Source organism: Paenibacillus sp. UMB4589-SE434 (genome assembly GCF_030226685.1).
Taxonomy (GTDB): domain Bacteria; phylum Bacillota; class Bacilli; order Paenibacillales; family Paenibacillaceae; genus Paenibacillus_B.
Map to the genome: position 1 here is coordinate 164087 of NZ_JASOYK010000005.1, position 22395 is coordinate 186481.

The 22395-nt window shown below is 44.6% G+C and carries 21 protein-coding genes; 5 read left to right on the forward strand and 16 right to left on the reverse strand.

From position 1 onward, the window contains the following. Positions 1–202: 202 nt before the first annotated feature. The 3 genes from QP775_RS18120 to QP775_RS18130 are packed head-to-tail and all read right to left on the reverse strand — an operon-like array spanning position 203 to position 1977. Positions 203–1108, reverse strand: coding sequence for an ABC transporter ATP-binding protein (locus QP775_RS18120; protein ID WP_239329360.1), 906 nt, complete (start codon positions 1106–1108; stop codon positions 203–205). Then, complete coding sequence (locus QP775_RS18125) at positions 1108–1800, reverse strand: ABC transporter permease (protein ID WP_239329361.1); 693 nt, start codon at positions 1798–1800, stop codon at positions 1108–1110. The genes QP775_RS18120 and QP775_RS18125 overlap by 1 nt, the downstream gene beginning before the upstream one ends. 12 nt (positions 1801–1812) lie before the next feature. Continuing rightward, positions 1813–1977, reverse strand: coding sequence for a hypothetical protein (locus QP775_RS18130; RefSeq protein ID WP_239329362.1), 165 nt, complete (start codon positions 1975–1977; stop codon positions 1813–1815). A gap of 1117 nt (positions 1978–3094) precedes the next feature. On the opposite strand from QP775_RS18130, the gene QP775_RS18135 reads away from it, so the two are divergent. Continuing rightward, positions 3095–3259, forward strand: a complete 165-nt coding sequence (locus tag QP775_RS18135; protein ID WP_239329363.1) for a hypothetical protein — start codon at positions 3095–3097, stop codon at positions 3257–3259. 45 nt (positions 3260–3304) lie between these two features. Here the strand turns inward: QP775_RS18135 and QP775_RS18140 are convergent, their stop codons facing one another. The 6 genes from QP775_RS18140 to mutY form a co-directional block, all read right to left on the reverse strand. Next, a complete protein-coding gene (locus QP775_RS18140) occupies positions 3305–3964 on the reverse strand; it encodes an ATP-binding cassette domain-containing protein (RefSeq protein ID WP_239329364.1) in 660 nt (219 codons plus the stop codon). Between the two features lie 287 nt (positions 3965–4251). Then, entirely contained in the window at positions 4252–4455 is a 204-nt protein-coding gene (locus QP775_RS18145) for a hypothetical protein (RefSeq protein ID WP_239329365.1), read from the reverse strand. A gap of 144 nt (positions 4456–4599) precedes the next feature. After that, positions 4600–5214: a response regulator transcription factor gene (locus QP775_RS18150; RefSeq protein WP_239329366.1), complete on the reverse strand. Its 615-nt coding sequence runs from the start codon at positions 5212–5214 to the stop codon at positions 4600–4602. A gap of 807 nt (positions 5215–6021) precedes the next feature. Next, positions 6022–6552 carry a peptide deformylase gene (gene def, locus QP775_RS18155; protein WP_285108171.1) on the reverse strand — a complete coding sequence of 177 codons (531 nt, stop codon included), beginning with the start codon at positions 6550–6552 and terminating at the stop codon, positions 6022–6024. Positions 6553–6665: 113 nt separating this feature from the next. Further along, positions 6666–9437 carry an endo-beta-N-acetylglucosaminidase gene (locus QP775_RS18160; RefSeq protein ID WP_285108173.1) on the reverse strand — a complete coding sequence of 924 codons (2772 nt, stop codon included), beginning with the start codon at positions 9435–9437 and terminating at the stop codon, positions 6666–6668. A 185-nt stretch (positions 9438–9622) separates the two neighbouring features. Continuing rightward, positions 9623–10729, reverse strand: a complete 1107-nt coding sequence (gene mutY / locus QP775_RS18165; RefSeq protein ID WP_285108175.1) for an A/G-specific adenine glycosylase — start codon at positions 10727–10729, stop codon at positions 9623–9625. Between the two features lie 331 nt (positions 10730–11060). Between mutY and QP775_RS18170 the strand changes: the two genes are divergently transcribed. Further along, positions 11061–11432 carry a c-type cytochrome gene (locus QP775_RS18170; protein ID WP_239329371.1) on the forward strand — a complete coding sequence of 124 codons (372 nt, stop codon included), beginning with the start codon at positions 11061–11063 and terminating at the stop codon, positions 11430–11432. Positions 11433–11542: 110 nt separating this feature from the next. Then, positions 11543–12121: a lipoprotein BA_5634 family protein gene (locus tag QP775_RS18175; protein ID WP_285108177.1), complete on the forward strand. Its 579-nt coding sequence runs from the start codon at positions 11543–11545 to the stop codon at positions 12119–12121. A 237-nt stretch (positions 12122–12358) separates the two neighbouring features. Here QP775_RS18175 and acpS read toward each other — a convergent pair whose 3' ends face one another. Next, positions 12359–12748: a holo-ACP synthase gene (gene acpS, locus QP775_RS18180; protein WP_239329373.1), complete on the reverse strand. Its 390-nt coding sequence runs from the start codon at positions 12746–12748 to the stop codon at positions 12359–12361. 453 nt (positions 12749–13201) lie between these two features. On the opposite strand from acpS, the gene QP775_RS18185 reads away from it, so the two are divergent. After that, positions 13202–13423 carry a hypothetical protein gene (locus QP775_RS18185; RefSeq protein ID WP_239329374.1) on the forward strand — a complete coding sequence of 74 codons (222 nt, stop codon included), beginning with the start codon at positions 13202–13204 and terminating at the stop codon, positions 13421–13423. A 231-nt stretch (positions 13424–13654) separates the two neighbouring features. Further along, the gene (gene bioA / locus QP775_RS18190) at positions 13655–15031 is read left to right on the forward strand and encodes an adenosylmethionine--8-amino-7-oxononanoate transaminase (protein ID WP_239329375.1); all 1377 of its coding nucleotides are present in this window, start codon (positions 13655–13657) and stop codon (positions 15029–15031) included. 459 nt (positions 15032–15490) lie between these two features. On the opposite strand, the gene QP775_RS18195 is transcribed toward bioA, so the two are convergent. From QP775_RS18195 to QP775_RS18220, 6 genes are all read right to left on the reverse strand, one after another. Continuing rightward, positions 15491–17350: an ABC transporter ATP-binding protein gene (locus QP775_RS18195; RefSeq protein WP_239329376.1), complete on the reverse strand. Its 1860-nt coding sequence runs from the start codon at positions 17348–17350 to the stop codon at positions 15491–15493. After that, positions 17343–19079 (reverse strand): ABC transporter ATP-binding protein, encoded by a 1737-nt coding sequence (locus QP775_RS18200; RefSeq protein WP_239329377.1) that lies wholly within the window; start codon positions 19077–19079, stop codon positions 17343–17345. Before QP775_RS18200 ends, QP775_RS18195 begins: the two co-directional genes overlap by 8 nt. A 28-nt stretch (positions 19080–19107) precedes the next feature. Next, positions 19108–19554 (reverse strand): MarR family winged helix-turn-helix transcriptional regulator, encoded by a 447-nt coding sequence (locus tag QP775_RS18205; RefSeq protein WP_285108181.1) that lies wholly within the window; start codon positions 19552–19554, stop codon positions 19108–19110. 153 nt (positions 19555–19707) lie between these two features. Next, entirely contained in the window at positions 19708–20691 is a 984-nt protein-coding gene (locus QP775_RS18210) for an ABC transporter permease subunit (protein WP_285108183.1), read from the reverse strand. After that, positions 20681–21556 (reverse strand): ABC transporter ATP-binding protein, encoded by an 876-nt coding sequence (locus tag QP775_RS18215; RefSeq protein ID WP_239329381.1) that lies wholly within the window; start codon positions 21554–21556, stop codon positions 20681–20683. The genes QP775_RS18210 and QP775_RS18215 overlap by 11 nt, the downstream gene beginning before the upstream one ends. Then, a complete protein-coding gene (locus QP775_RS18220; protein ID WP_285108185.1) occupies positions 21543–21938 on the reverse strand; it encodes a GntR family transcriptional regulator in 396 nt (131 codons plus the stop codon). The genes QP775_RS18215 and QP775_RS18220 overlap by 14 nt, the downstream gene beginning before the upstream one ends. Positions 21939–22395: the final 457 nt, after the last annotated feature.

Here is a 22395-nt window from a genome sequence, read left to right on the forward strand (position 1 = left end):
AAGAACCTAATAACCTGGATGGTTTCCACGATGTTGTTAAAAATATTATTTTAATTAAATAGCTATCAAAAATGCGGAACGACTCCCCCGGCAGAGTGCCGGGAAGGAGTCGCAGTATGTAACCTTTTGTAATTGTCCATTCGAATAGAGTTGATCAGAGCGATGTCCTTTTTGCACAAAATGAAGAGAAATGAACCCATACTTATCCAAAGAAGATATCCTCTAGTGTCACTTGCTTAGGAACCACTTTATAAATATCGATATCTCTTTTGGCTAAAGTATACACAATTCGTGGAATATGCTCCTCGTTGGAGACAGAGCAGGTCAACTCTGATTCCTCAAACATCAAGTCTGTGCAGTATTGGGACAGCTCTTGCCGCATACTTTGCACATTCGCAGCTGGTACCGGCCCAATCTTCAAAAATAACTCAATGTGCTGCTGGTATTGCTTCTTCAGCTCATCCATTGAACCGTACTTCGTAATTAACCCCTGTTCCATAATAACAATACGAGAGCACAGCTTCTCCACTTCATGAAGATTATGCGAAGTTAAAAATATCGTCTTGTGCTGAGCGTTAAGCTCTTGAATTAATTGTTGGATTTCAACTACAGATTCCGGATCCAAACCCGATGTCGGTTCATCCAGAAAAATCAGTTTGGGGTCCCCAATCAAAGCCTGGGCAATACCCAGCTTCTTTTTCATACCAAAGGAAAAGCCCTTTACTTTTTTGCGTTCATGTCCACTCAGCCCCACGCGCTCTAAAATGTGGATAAGCTGATCTTGTTTTACCTTTGCGTTTTTTAATTCAGAGAAAAAAACCAGATGGTTAAGTGCAGTCATCTCATAATAATAATTGGCGGCATCAGGCATTACCCCAATCTGGCTCTTGATCATATCCATCCTTGTATGAGTTTGCCCCATAATACAAAATGCACCCTCGGTAGGACGAATAATTCCTGAAAGCATATTAATAGTCGTTGTTTTTCCAGCACCGTTTTTACCGAGAAAACCAAATATTTCTCCTGCTTTTACGTTAAACGAAACCCCTTTAACGACATAATTGTCGTTATACTTTTTTTTCAAGTTATTTACTTCAATCGCATTCATTATAGATCTTTCCTCCTAAACGTATAAATGGACACCATTAAAAAGAGGAGAGAAAAGGCGAATGGCAAGTATGATTTCCAGTCCATTAGAGTGATATAGTGAAATGGAGTCACATACTTGACAACCTGCAATATGCTGTTTGATGAGAACATGCTCCATATACCGAATGTTGGAAACAATATCCCGCCTAATAAACTGATAAACATAGAATAACTCGTTTTTGAAACAAGCGTTGTAATTAGAAAATTGATACCTATGGCGTAAGATATAAAAGTCAGCAGGCGAAGAAATTCAAGGATATCGAACCGTTGAATGCTTATAAAAATAACTGTAAAGGAAATGGACAGACATACAATCCAAAATAAGGACACACCTATATACTTGCCCACCACTATTGATGATTTAGATATTTTAGTGACGACAAAACGAATCGTCTGACTCTCTACTTCTCTGTTTAAGACGTCATGAGAGAGTGTCAGCACAAATAAAAATCCAAATACGGTCGTTAAAAATCGAATGCCCGATACATATGGATTTGAACTTTCATTCAAAAAGAGAGCAGGATTACTCTTTACAAAGTTGGATATGGAAAAAGCAAACACGACAAATAAAAGTACAATCGCAACCGATTTGAAGCTTTTAAACAATGCTAAAAATTCACGTTTGGCAATTGTAAACATATCAAAGTTCACCACGCTCTAAACTTATTTTTCTTTACCAATCGATTCTGCTGCTTTTTTCTTTTTATTATTCGTGAAAACGAGCACTAATCCTAGCACCAGAACGGCCACAAAAATAAAATGATAAGGCGGACTGGAACGAAAAATAATATAACCTATAAGACCTATGACAAGCAAAAGATGCGGCATTGGATCCCCTCATTTCGATTGATTTGAATTTGCATACCAACCTAGAAGTACAACAATTAATAGTCCGATGAGCAAATCTAACCTAAGAAATAAAACTAACGCCACCATGCAACACACACTGTATATGCCGATAAGCTTAAATCTCTCCTTCTTGGTAGAGGGAGGTATCTTGATGTGCATACAAGCACTAATAAAGTAACAACAAAGAAGAAATAATAGACTGCTTAATAAGATAGACAGCGATGTATCCAAAAGGAGGTACCTGTAGATTAATCCAATACATCCAAAGAAGGATACAAATAGCATTCCACAGCTCTGTATTACCCTTCTTTCCACCTTGGCGGGTACTGGGAACAGACGCAAGAGCGAATGCTTCTCTAACAAAAAATGAAGTTTAATCTCACTAAAAAAATAAATACTCATAATGTAGGCCATAATCATCAGATTGTTAGCATGATTCGCATTTCCTTGCATTAAGTAACTGATCGTAGAGTATACAACGGTTAATGAGGTAATGAGCGAATACTTCGATAATATATGAATATTTCTGACATATGCTCTTAGTTGATAGCTGACAAGACGCTTTCTGTGCGAGGTCATTAAAGATATATGGGATAGCTTAGCTGTCAAATTGCTTATTTGAATAATGAGGAGAGGCACAGTAGATTTTTTTGCAACTAACAGCTTGTTTGTAACTATTGGACAAACCAGTATAGCCAAGGCAAAGAGAAGTAACACAGCCACATCATAATACTGCTCTAAGAAGCTTAACCATTGTGAATCGAAACGATTGCTATGACTAAGCACCAAACTTACGATCAGAAGCATTACTGGCAGCATAAAATGATAAAAAAACTTCTCTTTATAATACACATAGGCATACTCCATTGTTTGTGCAATAAAAAGCAATACAAACAATCTGATAAAAAACATAAAGACGGCAAAGGGCTCCTGCTGGAAACACAGAAAAACGACACATAACGAGCCATATAACACAAGCTGATCGATTCCAAAAGTCTTGCACATATAATTAGCCCCGATTATACGCCACTTGGGGATCGGAGTGATTTTCAAAAACGAGAACAGCTGACCCATGTTTCCTTTGGATGGATCTTCCATGAAAATAGCGATGACATTTAAGAAGAAAAGAATAGCCGGGATTACCTTCAACACTAGCGGAGCATCTACAAATAATAACGATAAGCTAACGATTACTGAAAAAACAACTGCGCTCCCAATAGTTAGCAGCCAGGAAAATGAATCCCCTAACATTTTGGCATAAAGTCTGCTGTAAGTTCTTAGAAACATATAAACTCTGCTTTCATCGCTATTTCCCCACCAATGAAATTTGATTGTTCTCTACCCTATAGACGGTAGTAGCAACAGACTCTACCAAATGGTATAGATGAGTCGTAAATAGAACAGCCCGCTTGTTCATAGCACGCTCTTGGAAAATCTCGATTACGGTTGCGACAGAGGTCTGATCCAACCCCTCAAATATCTCATCACAAACGATTAGCATCGGGTCATACAGTATAGTGCCTAATAGCAATACCTTCTTCTTCGTTCCAAACGACAACTCCTTAATTAATTGCTTAAGATGCGACTCCACCCCCAAACGGGAGACGAGCTCCTGTATTAGTGGTAACGTGTCCGTCTGGGAAAGCTGATACACCGTCATAATAAATTCAAAATATTCCTCAGGCGTCAGCAAATCACAGATGTCATAGCCATCCGACGGAATAAACGCCGTAAGCCTTCTGACAGATTCTCGTTCCGCCAGGGGATGACCCGCAATTGACACATGACCGTCCTCAAAAGCCTCAAACCCCAAGATACATTTTAAAAACACCGTTTTTCCAATACCATTTTGGCCTACGAGGGCACAAATTTCCCCAGGGTGAATCTGCAAACTGATATTCTCGAGCAATATATGATTCTGGAATGATTTAGAGAACCTATTGACTTCAAGAAGAACATTTGTCATATTTTACAACTTCCCTAATATAATATAATATAATATTAACAATTAAACAGCAAATACAGGTTGCAAGTGTTTAAATTTGATGTTCTTGACAACCAACGATTACAGATGAATCATGCAAATCCGACTGTTCCTCATCTTAGCTTGGCACAATAACCACAAGACCGTGATCATATAGACTGGACAGCGGGATTAGGTACGGCTGTGCGAGAGCCACCCCTTATCCGTTACAGAAACTGTACAACTGTCCTGTCTGCACTGTGTTGTGTATTGTGCTGAGCCCTTTCTCCTTACAATCCCAACAATTTAGCGATGGCTTCAAGAACCGATTGGCTCAAACCGGAGAGGTAATTTACAAGAGCATCAAATCCTGCGAGGACTGCCTCAACAAGGGCTGTTCCTGCAAGCCACTCGATTCCTTTTTTCACCCATGAGCTCAGCGAGTCCCATTTATCAACCAAGTACCGTGCAATTCTTCTAATAAGTGCTCCCATCGTAATTCCTCCATTTCATTGTGTTACAACCTATATTTGCTGTTACAGTAAATATACGGATTAACACACCGAAATTGGAATTAGGCAAGCAGCACATATTTTTATTCGGTACACCGCATTTAACTTTGCGGTATACCACCAAGTTTACAAATTCAATTTCTGACTGTTCATCTTCTCAATACACTCTGTGCGTGAGCTTACACCCAATTTTTCATAAATCCTTCTTAAATGATTTTCAACAGTTCTTGTACTTACAAATAACTTTTTTGCAATTTGAGTGTTGGTGTTTCTATGTACAACCAGGGACAATATACGCTGCTCATTCAAAGTCAGCATCTGTCTGTTGCTGCTTCTGTCTGAATACAAAGTACATAAACTGGAGATCGGGATAATGGTTTTGCCTTCTTTTACGACGTTAATCATCCTACTAATTTGCTTCTCTGTCGATTTCTTAGGTATAATCCCACTTACACCTATTTCGGCCATATGACAGTAAGATATGTTGTCCGATAATACGATGATTTTGGTCGTTGAGAATTTATTTTTTGCAGCCGAAATAACTTCTAACTGACTGTTAAGTTCATCCATATCGATAATTATAGTATCTATGCTTGTGTTTTCCAAACCACCAAATGAAGCGCTCCAAGTGTTATCTATCACTATAACTTCTGTATGTTCCAGTTCTGCAACAATTTGTCTTAAGGCAGAAGCTCTCAAAGGGTGATCACAAACGATTATAGTCCTGCACGTTTGGGCCATGTCAGCATACTCCTTCTAAAATACATACTCTTGCCTCCATACCACCCCATATAAAGGAATAAAGCATTATTAAATAAGAATACTCGAACGAGCTTTAGCTAAGTAATAGCGCAATTAATAAAACGATTTCCCCAGATATTCAAACATAGACTGTAATAAGAGTTCTCTTTCCCCCTTCTAATTGTATTGATGCAGATTAAGAAAGAAATCTCTCCAAATAATGAGCTGATTCTCTTTAGTATGATTTATCCCGCATACGCAGACATCTAATACACTAGGCATATATTAGCAATATAGATGTGAAATAATGACTGTTCAACTCACTTGGAATCAGGTGCAGGAAATGTAGAGAATATAAAATGACTGGAGGATATAAACTATTTTCGTTCCAATGAATAATAAGGGGTACTGTGGAATAAAATCGGCACCATAATTCATAGAAAGTATCCTTCCCTATGAATGATTGGCTTGTAATGGAATTCGCTGTTGCTCTGAACTTATGAAAATAAGATTGTATTGGGGGCGATTTGGGGTAGTGTCAACAGCAAGTAACGAGTAGTTGGTACTGGGGAAAACGAAAAAAAACTCATGCTTAAATATATTTATAAAAAACTTGATGACATATAACTTTAATATATCTCCTTGATTTGGAAAAATCAACTACTTTCATATTCGATATAAGCCTGCCGCGTTGCCCAGATAAGTGAAAAGGACTTTAATTCAAATGTCTATGTATTTCACAATTCGTTAAATTAATAAAGACGATCCGCCCTACAAGCGAACATTTACGGGCAGACCGTCTTTGCTTCATTTCAAATGACAAACGTTCTGATTGGCAAGCTCAATCACCTTTAACAATGAAATACGAGCATGCGATGATTCATGTACCAAATAATCGCTCACCATCCGATCAATAAACAATACACCGTCCAGATGATCCAACTCATGCTGCATACAAGTAGCCAGAAAACCGTTTGCTTCAACAGTCACTTCTCCTAATTGGCGATTCATCATCCTGACTTTTATCCGTTCAAAGCGCTTCACTAATCCGTAATATCCTGGATAAGACAAACACCCTTCCATTCCTTCCTGTTCTCCATCCGCATCAACAATCTCCGGATTGATTAACTCCCAGTACCCTTCGCCTACATCCAGCACAACAGCACGACGCAGCAGCCCGATCTGTGGTGCCGCAAGCCCCGCCCGACCACGATCTGCATACAAGGTCTCTTTCAAATCTCCCAGCATCGTGAGGATGCGTGGTGTCATCTCTGTAATTGGCTTGCATTTCTTACGCAGCAGCGGATCACCAAATGGCAATATCGTTCGTACAGTCATTTCTCTGCAGCTCCTTTGTTCACCTATATACATATAAACCCTACTATATACTAAAATATACAAAAACGGGCCGCTTGAACAGCAGCCCGCTTCCTAATTCCATTTATTCGAGATTACTTGGCTTCCACTTTATTTGCAATTCCTTTAACTTCAAACCCATAAATGCGTGCTGCCGTGTCGCCGCCTTGTGTTGGTTTCTCCACAATCAACTTCGCATAACGTGCTTTTGTTTTGGCGATCGCATGTTTGCTCACGCCTTTCTCATTGTCATTCACTACCACGGCATCTTTCCAGTTCTCACCGTCAGTGCTCAGCTGGATCTTGAACTCACGTGTATTAAAGGAGGAAGATTCGCCGCCAGCTTCCGCATGATGTATGACAAACTCCGTCAGGTCATAGTTCTCCCCCAGATCAACCGAAATCCAATGTGGAGGATTACCTACCGCACACCATTTTGTCTTGGACTCCCCGTCCACTGCATATTGCGGTGCCTCGCCATCATTTACGAAGGAGGATGCTGTTGTCTTTTTACCTTTTGCCAAGTCTTCCGAGCGGAACGCGGCTTCCTTGTCAACGGTGATCAGTTTTTTCGTAACAACGTCCTGACCGACTTCATTTTTTGCCGTTAACGTAATCTCATATTCACCCTCTTGCGCGTATTTCACAATTGGATGACGATCTTTGCTGGAAGATGGCGTTCCTCCTGGGAAGCTCCAGTTCCACTCACTGGTCACTTCTGTCGACTTGTCTGTCACTTGGACAGCTTCACCTGGTGCCACATAAGTCTTATCTACCTCGAAGTCCGCCTTCGGGGACGGATAAGCCGGCCATTGGAAAGCAACTGTTGCCGCACGGCCTTCCTGATAATGTCGGTTCACCGGCACAACGATCAGCTTTGTTTCTTTCTCTAGGCCATTACGACGCATTTCCGATACATAATAATGATCATTCCCCGTCGCACCCATAAATTCTCGGGATCCGTCCGACTTCACACGGTATACTTGATAGTACATGACATCCTCGCCAGCGTTGTCCCATTTGAGACGTGCATCAGCATAGATTCCGTCACGGAAATCGTTTTCAATAATAGCTGCATGCTTAACTTCTTTAACCAGCTGTGCTTTAACTTTCTGATCGCGGATCGTTAATTCACCAAGGTTAACCGCATAGTTATTCACGACTTGCTTGCCCTCAACTTGCACAGACACACCCACGACTTTCTTACCTGCATATGCAGACAGATCGTAAGTTGCCGTCAGCCAGTCACTCTTAGCACCAACTTGCTTTGTATGCTTCGGCTTCAGAATAACGTACTGATCAGCAGCACCTTCCAAGGCTACTCCCATGTTCAGAGCAGCTGCATCCTTGTTAGCTGATTGGTAAGTCAATGTCATTTCCGTGGACTTTGTAACCGGAACTTCAGCTTTGTACAGCTTAATATTCGATGTGCCGCCAGCTGTCACGCTGCCTGTCGCTTTTAGCGAGCTGCCTCCGTAGAAGGCTTTATCAAAGTCAAAGTCTACCTTCAACTGATTGCCCTGCTCCTCGTTCACCCAACGCCATGTCGGCAGTACGTCCTGCAAGCTGCGGTTAAACCATTCACGATCGCGCACCTGCTTGCCAAACACGCTAAACATTTTACCATTACCTGTATTAAAATGGGTGATAAAATCGGAATCTGTAACTACCGTACGACCCACGATATCGTTAGCAATACCACGCCATTCTTTATCACTTTCCTTGGTCCGAATCGGATTTTTGTCCGCACCGACCCAGAAGATTTGTTCATTGTCCATAAACTGCTCATTGGTTTTTGAAGCATTAAATGCCCAGTCTGGGCGATAAATACCTAGTGAAGTGACTGGACTGCCATCTTTCGGGAATAGTACCGGCCAGTTATACTTGCCTTTGTAACCGCCCGCTTCCACGTCAATACCCGCAAACAGATCGAACGGACTGCGTCCCAATGCCTTTGCCTTGTCAGGCGAATTCAAAAATGGCGTAATATAATCGTAGCTGCCCTCTTTTTTGAACTGCCAACGGAAATCGATAAACATGTTGTCCGCTACACGTTGATCACCGTCCTGCAAGAACATCTGGTTCTTATCCGTCAGGCCGCCCTGCCATTTTACAGGACCATCATTGATCATCGAATCGTACCAAATGATTTCCATTTCAGGTGATTTTACCTTTTGCAAATATTTCAGGAATGCCTGCATTTGCTTCGCGTCTTCCGGCGTTCCGCCTTGCGTCTCTTCATTGATAAACCAACCGTCGAAGCCGTAATACTTCGCTACTTCGATCAGTTTGTCTGCGACAGGGAACGAGCCGTCCGCTTTTTGCTGCAGTAATTCTTTTGTCCATTGGAACTTTCCGCCATGCTCCGTTTGCGGCATGAATACGGTTCCAAACACAGGAACGCCATTTTTATGTCCAGCATCGATAACGTCTGCGCTTGGCGGCACGATGATCCCCTCACCCGCAGAACCGCCCCACATAACCAACTTATCGATGTACTGCCAATAGCTAAATGCATACCCATGGAAGCTGTCATTGCCTTGCGAAGGAGCAGCGGACGTATTTTTGTACATCGCGGACAGCGCCATGACTTTTGGTTCTAGTTTAGCATTCGCATTTTCTTTTTGTCCCTGAACGCGATCTTTATTCAGTTTCACCGTGCTGCGGTTGAAGGCAGCATCCTTATCCGTTGAAGGCGACCAACTTAGTAATGTCTCCGGGTACCAGAAGGAAGACAGCGGCTGCGCGGCATGCGCCTGTCCTGCAAAGCCTGCCAAAGTTCCAGCGATTAATGCGGTGCCGAGAATCATTCCGATCTTCTTCTTTATGCTGCTGCGAGATAACACAGTAGGTTTCATTCTTTTCATGTCATTCTCCCCCTTAAGATGTCCAATATAGCAAGCACCTTCTTGGTAACGGTTACAATCCAATGTTAGCGCTTCCACATAATCTTCCTCCTATTATAGTTAAAATAGTCCATAAAAAAAGGGAGATTACTCCTGTTCGAGCAATCCCCTTAAATAAGTACACCTTTTCTTTAATTTATACTTGCTTATGTTTCTTCATATTCAAAATACTGGTTGATTAATCGCAAAAATAAGTTCGGAAACGCATATCCTTCCATTTGCTCTGGACGGATATAAGCATATCCTTCCGGCAATATAGAAGGTGTGTCGGTACCTTTACACCGGAATACACGCATCTGCCAATGAATATGGCTAAATGTGTGCTCCGCATCCACGTGCCGTTCCACAGGCTCAACCTCAATTCCATCCGCATGCAGCATACCACGGAGCATGTCCATCGCCTCGTCGTCCGGCAGCCCTGTGAGCTGAGCCGCTTTGGGTGCCAGCAGATGCGGCAGCTCCCACATGCGGGCAAGCAGTCCCGTATCAGGGCGTTTGCGGATCAGTACTTTGCCCTCATAGGGGCCCGTCCCTTCAATCAACGCTGCGTAGCGCAGCTCCGGCTTCGGCGGCTTAGCCTTGGTCTTGATCGGCAGGATCAGTTCCTCTCCCGCGATACGCCCTGCGCAATGCTCCATTACAGGACATGGCAGACATGCCGGCGATTTCGGAGTGCATACAAGCGCACCGAGCTCCATTAAAGCCTGATTGAAATGTGAGGCCTCACCTTCTGGAATAAGCTCCTGTGCGATGTGCTCGATATGGGGGCGCGTGCTCGGCTTGGCAATATCATCATGAAGACGGAAATAACGGGAAAGCACACGCATGACGTTGCCATCTACAGCTGGCTCTGAACGGTTAAATGCGATGCTCATAATCGCGCCGGTCGTATAAGGACCGACCCCCTTAAGCGAAGCTACGGCTGCTTTGTCATCCGGTACTTCACCGTTATAACGCTCTTTTACCTCACGTGCTGCGGCTTGTAAATTGCGTGCTCGCGAGTAGTAGCCCAGTCCTTCCCATGCTTTTAGCACCTCTTCTTCAGGCGCATCGGCAAGTGCAGTAGCTGTCGGAAATTTACCAATGAATCGGTTAAAATATGGAATGACAGTATCCACACGTGTCTGTTGAAGCATGATTTCGGATACCCATGTATAATAAGCGTTCTGCTGCCGTCTCCAAGGTAGATCCCGTCGATTATTCATATACCAGCGCAGTAGTTCCCGGCTAAAATGTCGTTTTTGTTCGTCCATGTCGGCTCCCTTCATTTATGTCATCGATATATCAATCCAGAAATGTTTTTCATCATACCTCATCCACATGATACAATCTGAGGCCCTGTACCTATCTCCATGAAAACAACTTCACTTCATAAATAATAGATCATCTAAAATTATAATGGGCTTAAATGGAAATACCATATATGATAGCTCTGTCCAGCAGACAGAAACCCTTCGCCCATTATACACGAATGGTACCAGTTGTGAACGTTTTGCCAACAATCGGCGGAACAGCTTGCCTTTAGTTCCTATCCTATCCATACTGTAATCAATATCATTGACGCTATCCAAAGGAGCGATATCGATGCTTCAATCATTGCCCAAGCTGCGACATAGAAAGTTACTCATGACATGTGCCATTGTACTTGTTTTTGCATTGACGGGATGCGGGGCGAGTTCGGGCGCCAACAACAGTACCCCCGCCGACTCAGCAGCACTCGAAGGTCCAGAGGATGTAGTTGCCATCTACAAGCAGCGCTGCATGCAGTGCCATGGCACAGATCTAAAGGGACGCATGGGTGCAGAGACCAACATCTCCAAGATCGGCTCTAAGCTTACAAAAGACGACATTGTACTTACAGTGAAAAATGGCGGCAAGCGCATGCCTGCACTTGGAGGCAGCATCGAAGATGCCGATATTGAAAAAATTGCAGTCTGGTTGTCGGACAAGAAATAATACCGACTCAGCTTGCAACAATGTAAGACACAGTCATGTTGATCCATCGCGCCCATTCCCCTTATTGCTGTACGCTGGAGACATAAATACAGCAAGAGGAGTGTTTTCGAATGAAAAGATGGGTATCTACAATTGTATTGGCAGGGCTTATCGCCATACTAGGAACAGGCTGCGTGTTTAATGATAAAGCGAACGGGATTGTACTGTATGGCTTGCAAGATGATGTAAAAAGCACAGTAGATAACTATGCTAAAGATATTAAATTCAGCGGAACGATTCCCTTCAAAGACCAGACGACCCCACAGGGACGTATGCTAATCCTGAATGAAAATAGCGCTAAGGCGTTGATCGAGGCTGGAATTATGAAGCAGGTTACGGAGAAGGATAAAGTATCTAAGCTGGATACCCTGCCGACAGTATCTGGGCAGCAAGGCGTAATATTCGCCAAGCAAGATATCAAGGCATTTACCCTTGATGGTGTATCCTTTGCGTACGGTGGTAATAACATCATCGGTGACGGCCGCAAGCTGGTCGATATGTTTGCTATCGTAAGCGAGGAAGCTTACAAGCAAATGAAGGGTGATGTGAAGTTGATCGGACTGCTGAACTTTGGCAAAGATATATCCTCCAAATTAGCTGAATTCACCAATCTGGTTGAAGCTGTTCAACTCGTACAATTCGAGGAATGATCTGACAACAAGCTTAATGATCGAAGACTACTGTCGCACATTCTATCGCTGCATCAACCTTTTCTTCTATAAGGAATCGAAGCTAAGGGCCTTCTCATGAGTCGAATGTGACTATTGGGAAAGCCCTTTTTTCTTTGGATATACGTCATATTGATGTTCATTGACGATCCCTATTTATCGGATAAAATGGATTCGTGCACGGTACGTAATTCCAATACCTTCTGATCACCTACAAGGTCACACTGTCTCAACCACGCAGAACGCTGAAGCCATGCCAGGCTGGTGAGAAATACTGACGTGAATGCGCATCGCACCTGATGCAAGGCCGAGCCGATCCCAAGCTGCTTCGCTTAATTTCGCATGCGGCTTGCCAAGTATATCCGGCAGCACCTCTACATCTTGAAAGCCAATCTGCTTACCGATGCCACAGCCGAATGCTTTGACCACGGCTTCCTTTACCGCAAACCTTCCTGCCACCCACTCCACCATACGAGCTTCGCGCCGTTCCAGCGCCTGAATTTCATTAGGTGTTAATATTCGATGCAGGAAACGTTTTTTGCTCCGCCCCTCTACAATTCGGCTGATCCTATCCATATTCAGCAGATCATGTCCAACTCCATATATCACGTGGCTCTTTCCTCTCTTTCTATAAGCACCTTCCATTAGATATCAACTGTTCAAAGCAGCTGATATTCATTAGATACAGCCCTTCAACCCATATCGTCAGTATGGGTATACCCATAATCAAAAAACAGTTACATCCATGTCTTACCGAATATCATCCAACTGATTACAGCAAATAAATCATAAAGCTTCTTTAATCGCACCTGTATATGATCGTTATTCGCCTGAAAACAGCATCATAAGTTTTATCATTATCTTATGTGCGAACCCGATTTGCAAATGAATTTCGCTTCATTAATCACGTAACGGCTTCACTAGACATAGCATTTGCCTATTTAGCTTGCCATAATCCCTAGCACTCTCTTAAAATCAACGTTTCCCCTGAGCCAACTATCTAGTCAAAACGAGTTTCATAGAATACATTATAGTATCTTCTTAAAGATGGAGGTATGAGAGATGTCAGGTTACAACTGCTACGGCAACAATGGTGGTCACAACGGGATTGCGGGCTTAATTCACCGAATTTCAATCGGTACTCGTATTCGGGTTCACTTTGACAGCACATCACACGAGGGTATATTCCTTGGTATTCAGAGTGGTTCCGTTCTGATTTCAAGAAACAACGGCAACGCGGTATTTATTCCACTCAACAAAGTTCTGGCTGTTGACTTAATCTGATGAACCCAAGCTTCTCAGCACGCAATACAATATCGAAGTCATAAGGCCAATACTATGCGTATCGTGCTTGGAAGCAAACTTCAATATTCCAAACGGATCTTTAAACAAGAGGGCTGCGGCCCTCTTGTTTTTATATCAAATTACTTCATATTGCGATCTGCCTTCTATAATGTTAACCTTTTTAATAAATAAAAAGTTAACAATAAGTGAGTTTAGAGGAGAAATGATGTTATGAATCAAGCTTACCATAATGAATTACTATTTAAAGATCGTACATACGTCTGGCATCCATTTACACAAATGAAAGAATATGAAGATAGAAACCACCTGCTGATCGAAAGAGCACAAGGTATGTATCTATACGACGCCGATGGCCGACGGTATTACGATACCGTCTCGTCCTGGTGGTGCAACCTGCATGGGCATGGCCATCCCCGCATCAAAGCTGCAATTGCCCGCCAATTGGATGCCTTTGATCATATTATGTTTAGCGGTCTGACTCATGCTCCAGGCATCGAGCTAGCCGAACGGCTTGTGAAGATTACACCATCTGGTTTAAACAAAGTATTCTACTCCGACAACGGCTCCACAGCTGTAGAAGTCGCACTCAAGATGTCTTTTCAATATTGGCAGCAGATCGGACAACCCGAAAAGACAAAATTTGTGTATTTAGAAGGCAGCTACCATGGCGATACGTTGGGTGCCGTCAGCGTTGGCGGCGTAGCGCTATACCATGAACTGTTTAAGCCGCTGCTCTTCCACGCACACCGCGTGCCTGCGCCGGATTTGCGGCAAGTATACCAAACAGCTTCAGGCAGCGAGTGTGAAGTCGCTGAAGTAGGACTTGTTCACTTACGCGAGCTGTTCGCTAGGGAAAGCGATACGATAGCTGCGATCATCGTGGAGCCGATGCTGATGGGCGCAGGCGGCATGATCATGACTCCCGCTGCATACCTGCAAGGGCTGCGGGAGTTATGCACGGCAAATAACGTGCATCTCATTGCCGACGAAGTCGCAACTGGCTTCGGGCGAACAGGCAAGATGTTTGCCTGTGAGCACGCCAGCGTAAGCCCTGACTTGATGTGCCTGAGCAAGGGGCTCACCGCTGGTGTGATGCCTCTTGCTGCAACGCTCAGCACCGACGAGATCTACGCTGCGTTCTATGACGATTACGCAGCACAGAAGACCTTTTTCCACGGCCACAGCTTCACGGGCAACCCTGTTGCCTGCGCCGTGGCCCTGGAAAGTCTGCGCTTGTTCGAGGAAGAACATGTCCTCGAACAAGCGCAGGACACCATCGCCGCACTCGCCGCTGCGCTGGGCGATTCCGGCTTGGCCAAGCTGCCGCACGTGGCAGATGTGCGCCAGCTTGGCCTGGTAGCGGCGTTCGACCTCTATGAGGATGCCGAACGCCGCCTGCCGTTCCGCCCCGAACAACGGGTCGGGGCGGCTGCGTATGCTGCGGGCTTCGAGGAGGGGCTAATCCTCCGCCCACTCGGCGATACGCTGTACTTTTGGCTGCCACTGTGCGCCACGCCAGAAGACGTACGTGATATCGTCATGCGTACGGTACGCGTGCTGCGCCGCGTATTGGGACAACTTGACTAGCAGTACAAATAGCTCCTTCAAGCCCTGCTATTGTGCTGACAACTAACCGTTTGCTTCGGAAACTATTATGGTAGCAAACTACCATTCTATGTGCCGCTGTGCGATTTTACATGATGCAGCTATAACTTTGTGCACCAACAGCCCTCCACAGAGACTGGAGGGCTTGAATATAAAAAATATAACGTGTGACTAAATACATCGTGTGACTTTATTTTCAAGATCCCATATAACTAGCAGTGCCACTGACCTATCTTCGCTGCAGCTCACGCCTTGAACTTCACTTAACAGGTGTATCATTATGACATCGAACCTTTGTCTGTATTAACAACGTTAAGCCTATAACTAAAGCTCACAGGAATGCCGTCTCTTTATGCCTACAACCAATTTCTAATTACAGAATCTGCTCCTGTATTCGCTACTGTCCCATTCCCGACTGCATACCTGTGTGAAATACAGTTCTCATCCAGCCTCTTCTCGATCCTGGCTCATGGTCAGCTCGTAATAGAACCCTCGCTTCTCAATCAGTTCGCCATGCGAACCACGCTCGATGACCTCACCATTGTTAATTACAAGAATCATGTCTGCGTTACGAATTGTGCTGAGACGATGCGCAATGACAAAGCTGGTTCGTCCTTTCATCAACGTATTCATTGCAGCTTGGATATGCAATTCTGTTCTTGTGTCCACGCTGCTGGTAGCCTCATCCAAGATTAGTATTGCAGGGTCAGCCAAAATAGCGCGCGCAATCGTCAGCAATTGCCGTTGTCCCTGACTCAGACTTCCGCCACTCCCACTAAGCACGGAGTCATATCCGTGCGGGAGTTTCTTAATAAATTCGTGTGCATTAGCAAGCTTGGCTGCAGCCTCCACTTCCGCATCTGTAGCATCTAGTTTGCCATAACGAATATTATTTCGGATCGAGTCGGTGAATACATGCGCATCCTGCAGTACAATCCCGAGCTGACGCCGCAAGCTATGTTTGTCAGCAAGACCTATGTTTTGACCATCAATCCGAATCGTTCCCTGATCAATATTATAAAACCGCGTCAGCAGGTTAATAATCGTTGTCTTCCCCGCACCAGTAGGGCCTACAAGCGCAATGACATCACCAGGCTTTGCCGAAAACGTTACCCGCTTCAGAATAGGCTGATCTGGATTATATCCAAAGCTTACCTCATTAAATTGTACATGACCGGCGACACGACCCATATATTCATTTTCCAACTCAGAATTAAATTCAGATTTTGTATCCATAATCTCAAAAACCCGTTCGGCACCTGCAATGCCGGATTGGATCATGTTGTACTGATTCGCCAGCTCATTTACCGGTCCGCTTAACTGCTTGGAATAGTTAAGGAAACTAACGATAACACCAACACGTGTCCATCCTGAAAAGGCCATCCAGCCTCCAACGACAGCAATCACGATGTACGTAAAGTGGCTCATCATATTCATAACTGGGCCCATCATGCCAGACAAGATCTGTGCCCTTGTGCCTGCCAGACGGAGCTGTTCATTCATGGCCTTAAATTCCTCGGCAGAGCGTGCTTCCCTGCGAAATAGTTTAACGACCTTCTGTCCGGATATCGTTTCCTCAATATATCCGTTTAATTGCCCCAGGCTCTCTTGCTGGCCTTTAAAATGTTTGCGAGTATGAACCGCAATCTTCTTGGTTGCAATCGTTACAAGCGGAATTGCGATCAGACTGACAACCGTCAGCCAGACGTTTAAGTACAGCATAAAGCCGATTGCCCCAATAATGGTCACCACGCTCGAGACAATCTGGATGAGACTCTGATTTAACGTATTGGACAGATTCTCAATGTCATTTGTGGTTCGACTCATTAATTCGCCATGCGGCGTGCGGTCAAAGTAACCTAACGGAAGCTGCTGCATATGATGAAACAAATCTCTACGCAGATCCAACACCGTATGTTGGGACAAACCCGCCATCATATACGTCTGGAGCCAAGACATCACGCTGCTGCAAGCATATATAAGAAGCAGAATAAGGCAAAGCTGAAACAAACCTTCCGAATCCTGTGGGATAATATGACGATCGACTGCTCTTCCCAACAAATAAGGGGCAATTAAAGCAAGACCTGAGCTTGCTATTGCCAAAATGATGACACATGTTAATCTAGACCGCTGTCTGCTTAAGTAACCCCATAACCGCTTTAATGTGGCGCTTGTATGTTTAGCACGTTCCTTAGGTACAGGCCCAGCAGGACGACGGCCGCCAAAGCCAGCCGCTGCAGGCAATTCCTTCGAATGATGGGCTTGAGAAGGAGATCCGTGACCTGATGTTGCTTTAGCCATGCAATACGTCCTCCTTTCGGAGCTGAGATTCGACGATATCTTGATATAACGAGCTACTTCGCAGCAGCTCATCGTGCGTCCCCTGTGCCGCAATTTGTCCATCTTCGAGCACGATAATACTGTCCGCTGCTACAATAGAAGAGATACGCTGCGCAATCACGATAGATGTACTATTTCGCATCCGTTCACGCAGCGACTGTTGAATGCGCGCCTCCGTCTTCAGATCGACAGCACTCATGCTGTCGTCCAGAATTAAAATATCGGGCTTGGCAAGCAGCGTTCGTGCGAGCGATATTCGCTGCTTCTGACCTCCTGATAAATTGACGCCTCGCTGACCGACAACCGTATCGTAACCTCCCGGCAGTCGTTCAATAAATTCATGCGCTTCGGCCGCACGTGCTGCATCCTCCACTTCCGCTTGGGAAGCTTCCGGCACGCCATACCGTATATTGTCCCTGATCGTGCCGCTGAACAGCAAGGCTTGCTGCAGTACCATTCCCACCCGGCGGCGCAGTTCATGCACATCCATCTCCTTAATATTGTGACCGTCGATAAGCACATTACCAGAAGTCGGCTCGTACAACCTCGGAATGAGGCTGACAAGAGAAGACTTCCCTGATCCGGTAGCCCCTATAATAGCTACAGTCTTACCTGCTTCCACCTGAAAATGGATGTCTTTTAACACCTGTTCTTGCATCCCCTCATCATAAGCAAAAGAGACGTGTTCAAATGAAATCCGGCCATTCTGTACAACTTCATGCCGTGGATTGGCTGCCTCTTCCATGTCAGGGACTGTGTTCAGCACCTCTTTAATCCGATCTGCAGAAGCTTTAGCACGCGAAATATTCATAATCATCGATCCAATCGACAGCAACGAAAACAAAATCTGAGTCATATAATTCAAATAAGCAATTAGTTGGCCTACATTAATAGTTCCATCCCAAGTTTGCGCGCCACCATACCATAGCACCGCTACAATACTCGTATTAAGCACCAGCATCATAAGCGGCATATTAATAGCAATCGTCCGAAACGCTTTTAAGGCATGTTCAAAATAATGTTGGTTCGCCGTCTCAAATCGCTTTTCTTCATATTCTGAACGGACAAAGGCCTTAACCACCCTAATCCCGGACAAATTCTCTTGCAGCACCGTATTTACACGATCCAATTTGTGCTGTACCTTAGCGAACATAGGGATGGACAGTCTCATTAATATCAGCAATACGGCTAACAGCAAAGGAATCGTAATTGCTAATACGAGAGACAATTGTGGGCTGATGATCACTGCCATAATGATGCTGCCAAGCAGCATAAACGGCGAGCGTACCATTATCCTTAACGCAATCTGCACCATATTCTGCACCTGTACAATATCGCTTGTCAGACGGGTAACCAAAGACCCGGTCGTCATGCGATCCAGATCGCGGAACGAGAACGTTTGTATATGGCGAAACAGATCATACCGCAAATCTGCGCCGAAGTTCTGTGCAGCTTTGCTTGAAAATACCGTGCAGCCAGCACCTCCGATCAATCCCACCATGGCAACGCCGATCATAACAGCCCCGACGTGCCAGATGTGATTCAAATCCCCCTTCAGCACACCATCATTAACGATTGATGCCATTAACTGCGGCTGCAGCAAATCCATACCTACTTCCAAAATCATAAATAAAGGAGCTAATAATGCCGCTGCCCAATAAGGTTTCAAATAACGAATTAAACTGTTCATCCTGACACTCCTCTAATCATAAAGCCGACTAACGATCTTCCTGCACGATTCGATTCAGATTTCCGTACATATGCAGCAGCATCCGGCGAAACAGAAGCTTCTCTTCCTGCAAAAAGCCTTCAAAACACTGCTGCTCCAACGTCTGCAGCGTTTCCTTCAGCACCTCAGCGGCGCAGCGTCCTTTGTCCGTCAGGAATACGCGCGACAAACGATGATCCTGCTCATCTTGTCTTCGTTCCACAAGACCCGTCTTCTCCATCCGCGTGATCATAACTGTTAAGGTTGCCGGCTGTACACGCAGCTTCTGTGCCAATTCGTTCTGGCTCTGCCCATCTTCATCTGCAAGACGGAACAACAACGGCGGCTGGCCTGGGTATACCTCGACATCCTGTGTCAAATCATGCAGCGTGCGGCGGTGAAGCTTCATAACATGCATCATGATATGCGTCAGCGATTCGGATTGATATATATCCATATACATAGCCCCTCATTTATTTAGTCGACTAATAAATAAGGTAGACCTCATTCTGTCGCGTGTCAATCCTCAATTCAAAACAGAAATGATATTGCATGCTTCAAATATGTAAAAAAGACGAGAGCCTGTTCGGGCCCTCGCCTGTCAATTAAATTACAACTTTATCTTCATACGTGATAACGTCTTAATGATAACATAGCCTATCAGCCCCGCCACCGCGAACCCGACCGTATACCCGATCCGTCCCCGGTAAATGCTCTCGTAGCAGAATGAGCCGCCGAGCAGTGCCACACATAGCGTAAAGCCGATCTTAAGCACGGTCTCCCACACTGGGAAAATAACGAGCTTGCCGTTATTTTCAGCACGATTCCTAGAGTAGGCGTATAAACCTCCCACAAGTGCTAGCAGGGTTAGCAGCAACAGGCTGAACCAACTATAATTTTCATAATAGTCGACTAACCACTTATTGATATCCGGCAAAAAATTTTCAATTTGATAATAGCTGTCATGAAGAATTCCAAATGCAGAGATCAGCTTTTGGAACTGCAGCACTAAAAAATACGGTACGAGCAGCATCACAAAGGAAAAAACAAGCTGAGACACCCAGCTCCCGCTAATGGTACCGATAAATAAGGATACTGCATATGCAGAGTACACCACAAGCAAACAGACTATAGCCTTGTTGATGTAACTGCCCCATTGTAAGTAAGGCTGGACAACTGAGGTACTAAGCACAACTACATCCATGATGACGTTAACGAGTACCGCAATCGTAATAAAACTCACTCCCACCAGAAACTTCGTCGTGAAAATTTGAATGCGGGAATAGGGAAGAGACAATGTAAACTCTTGAATACCAGAGCGTCGTTCAAACCCAAGCTGCCAAATAGCAAGTATAGCAGCTAACAGACATAATATTACTCGCAGACTAATGAAGCTGTATTCATCATAATCCATGCCATGAGCTTGTATAAATGTAAGTGCTGCCTCCACTTGATCAGAGGAGTCTAACAGCCATTTATTCATATGTGGAATCGGCAATACAAACAGCCCCATCACCAGCATCGCCCACATCATAAGCCTGACCTGTCGCAGCTCCTTTGCCCACAGCCCTGGGGGAAACCATTTACGCCACATCCCCGTCACCTCCCGACTTCCAACTGAACCAATCTTCTAATGTAAGCGGAAGCTCCTCGATTAACAGCGTATCTTGCTGCCGCAATGTGCCATACAGTTCTTCCGACTCGATGAGCACCGTAAAGACACGCCCTACCTGTTGAAGCACATATACTTGCTCTTGCTGAAGCCAAGCCGGAGGCTCATGCTCGGTGAACACAATCTGCAGTTTGCGTACTTGACTGCGCAAGTCCTCAAGCGCCCACTGCTCATCAGTCCGTCCATCGCGCAGCAGCACAACTGTATCTGCGATGCGATCCAACTCATGGAGCATATGAGACGAGATCAGAATGGCGCTGTCTGGTGTGACCGATTCCATGATCAGCGCAAGCAAATGCTTCTTGGCCACCGCATCTACTCCATTTGTCGGCTCATCAAGCATAATTACACGTGCTCGTGTCGCAAGACCCAATGCCGTGCTGAACAGCATCTTCATCCCTTTTGATAAGGACCGCACAGGCTTGTTGACTGGCAAATGAAACCGTTCCATAGCTTCATGAAAGAAAAAGCCGTCGAAGTTCGGATAAATGCTGCCGAACAGTTGAGCACACTGCTGGAGCGTGTACCCTTCTAGAGCTATTGGAGAATCCGGAATAAAAACAATATCTCTTTTCGATTGTGCAAGCTTATGTACGTTGATGTCATCGATCATGACTTGTCCTTGCTCTGGATCATAAATACCCACGATCGTACGCATCAAAGTGGTCTTACCAGTCCCGTTACGCCCAATCAAGCCGATAATCGTACCCGGTTGAATATGTAACGACACACCGGACAGCACCTGCTTGTCATCAATCTTCTTATGTACGGATTCAATCCGCAGCATGTCCATCCCCCCATAAAAAATTACATTCCCGTGTAATCATCTGTACAAATTCTTCTCTTTTTAAGCCGAGATGCTTGGCTTCCACCGTTATACGCCGCACCTCTTCATGTAACACCTCAATTCGCTCTGCCGCCATACGTGGAGCATCAGGCTCCGCTACAAAAGTACCTTTCCCTCGTACCGTCTGAATGACTCCCTGTCGTTCCAGCTCTTGATAAGCTTTGCTGACCGTATTCGGATTAATAAGCAGAATCGATGATAGTTCCCTTACGGACGGCACCTTCTCTCCTGTCTTCATCGCTCCTTTAGCAATCAATGCCTTAATCTGTTCCACAATCTGCTCATAGATAGGGGTTGTGCCACGCTCTTGAAGACGAATCATGCGCTGCCTCCTCTCTTGCACCATACTTGCTTTAACTACTTCTCACACACTATTTCTCTTCTACCTGCATGCTTGCTTTCTCTTACTCTACTTCTACCGCCATCTCACCATCTTGCTTGCGAGAGCTCATGCACTTTCGGTTGAATCCATTTGTACAGACGACTCGGGTCTATCTTTTGAATCTGTTTGTACAGATGGTCACCCTAGCCTACCTATTGAATCTATTCACAGCTTGATCCTGCCTACCCGACTAGAAGCAGCATATGTATATCTTTCTTAATACTGCTGAAACAAAGAAGAAATTGTTCACACCTTTGTGTATTATATATAATAGTACACTTAATACACATAATACATATACAACTTACTATTGTCAATTCCGTTTCTCCACCCAAAATGGGTCGCTTACCTACAACTGTGATACAATCTTCGTAATCATCACGTTTACGCTAGCAGC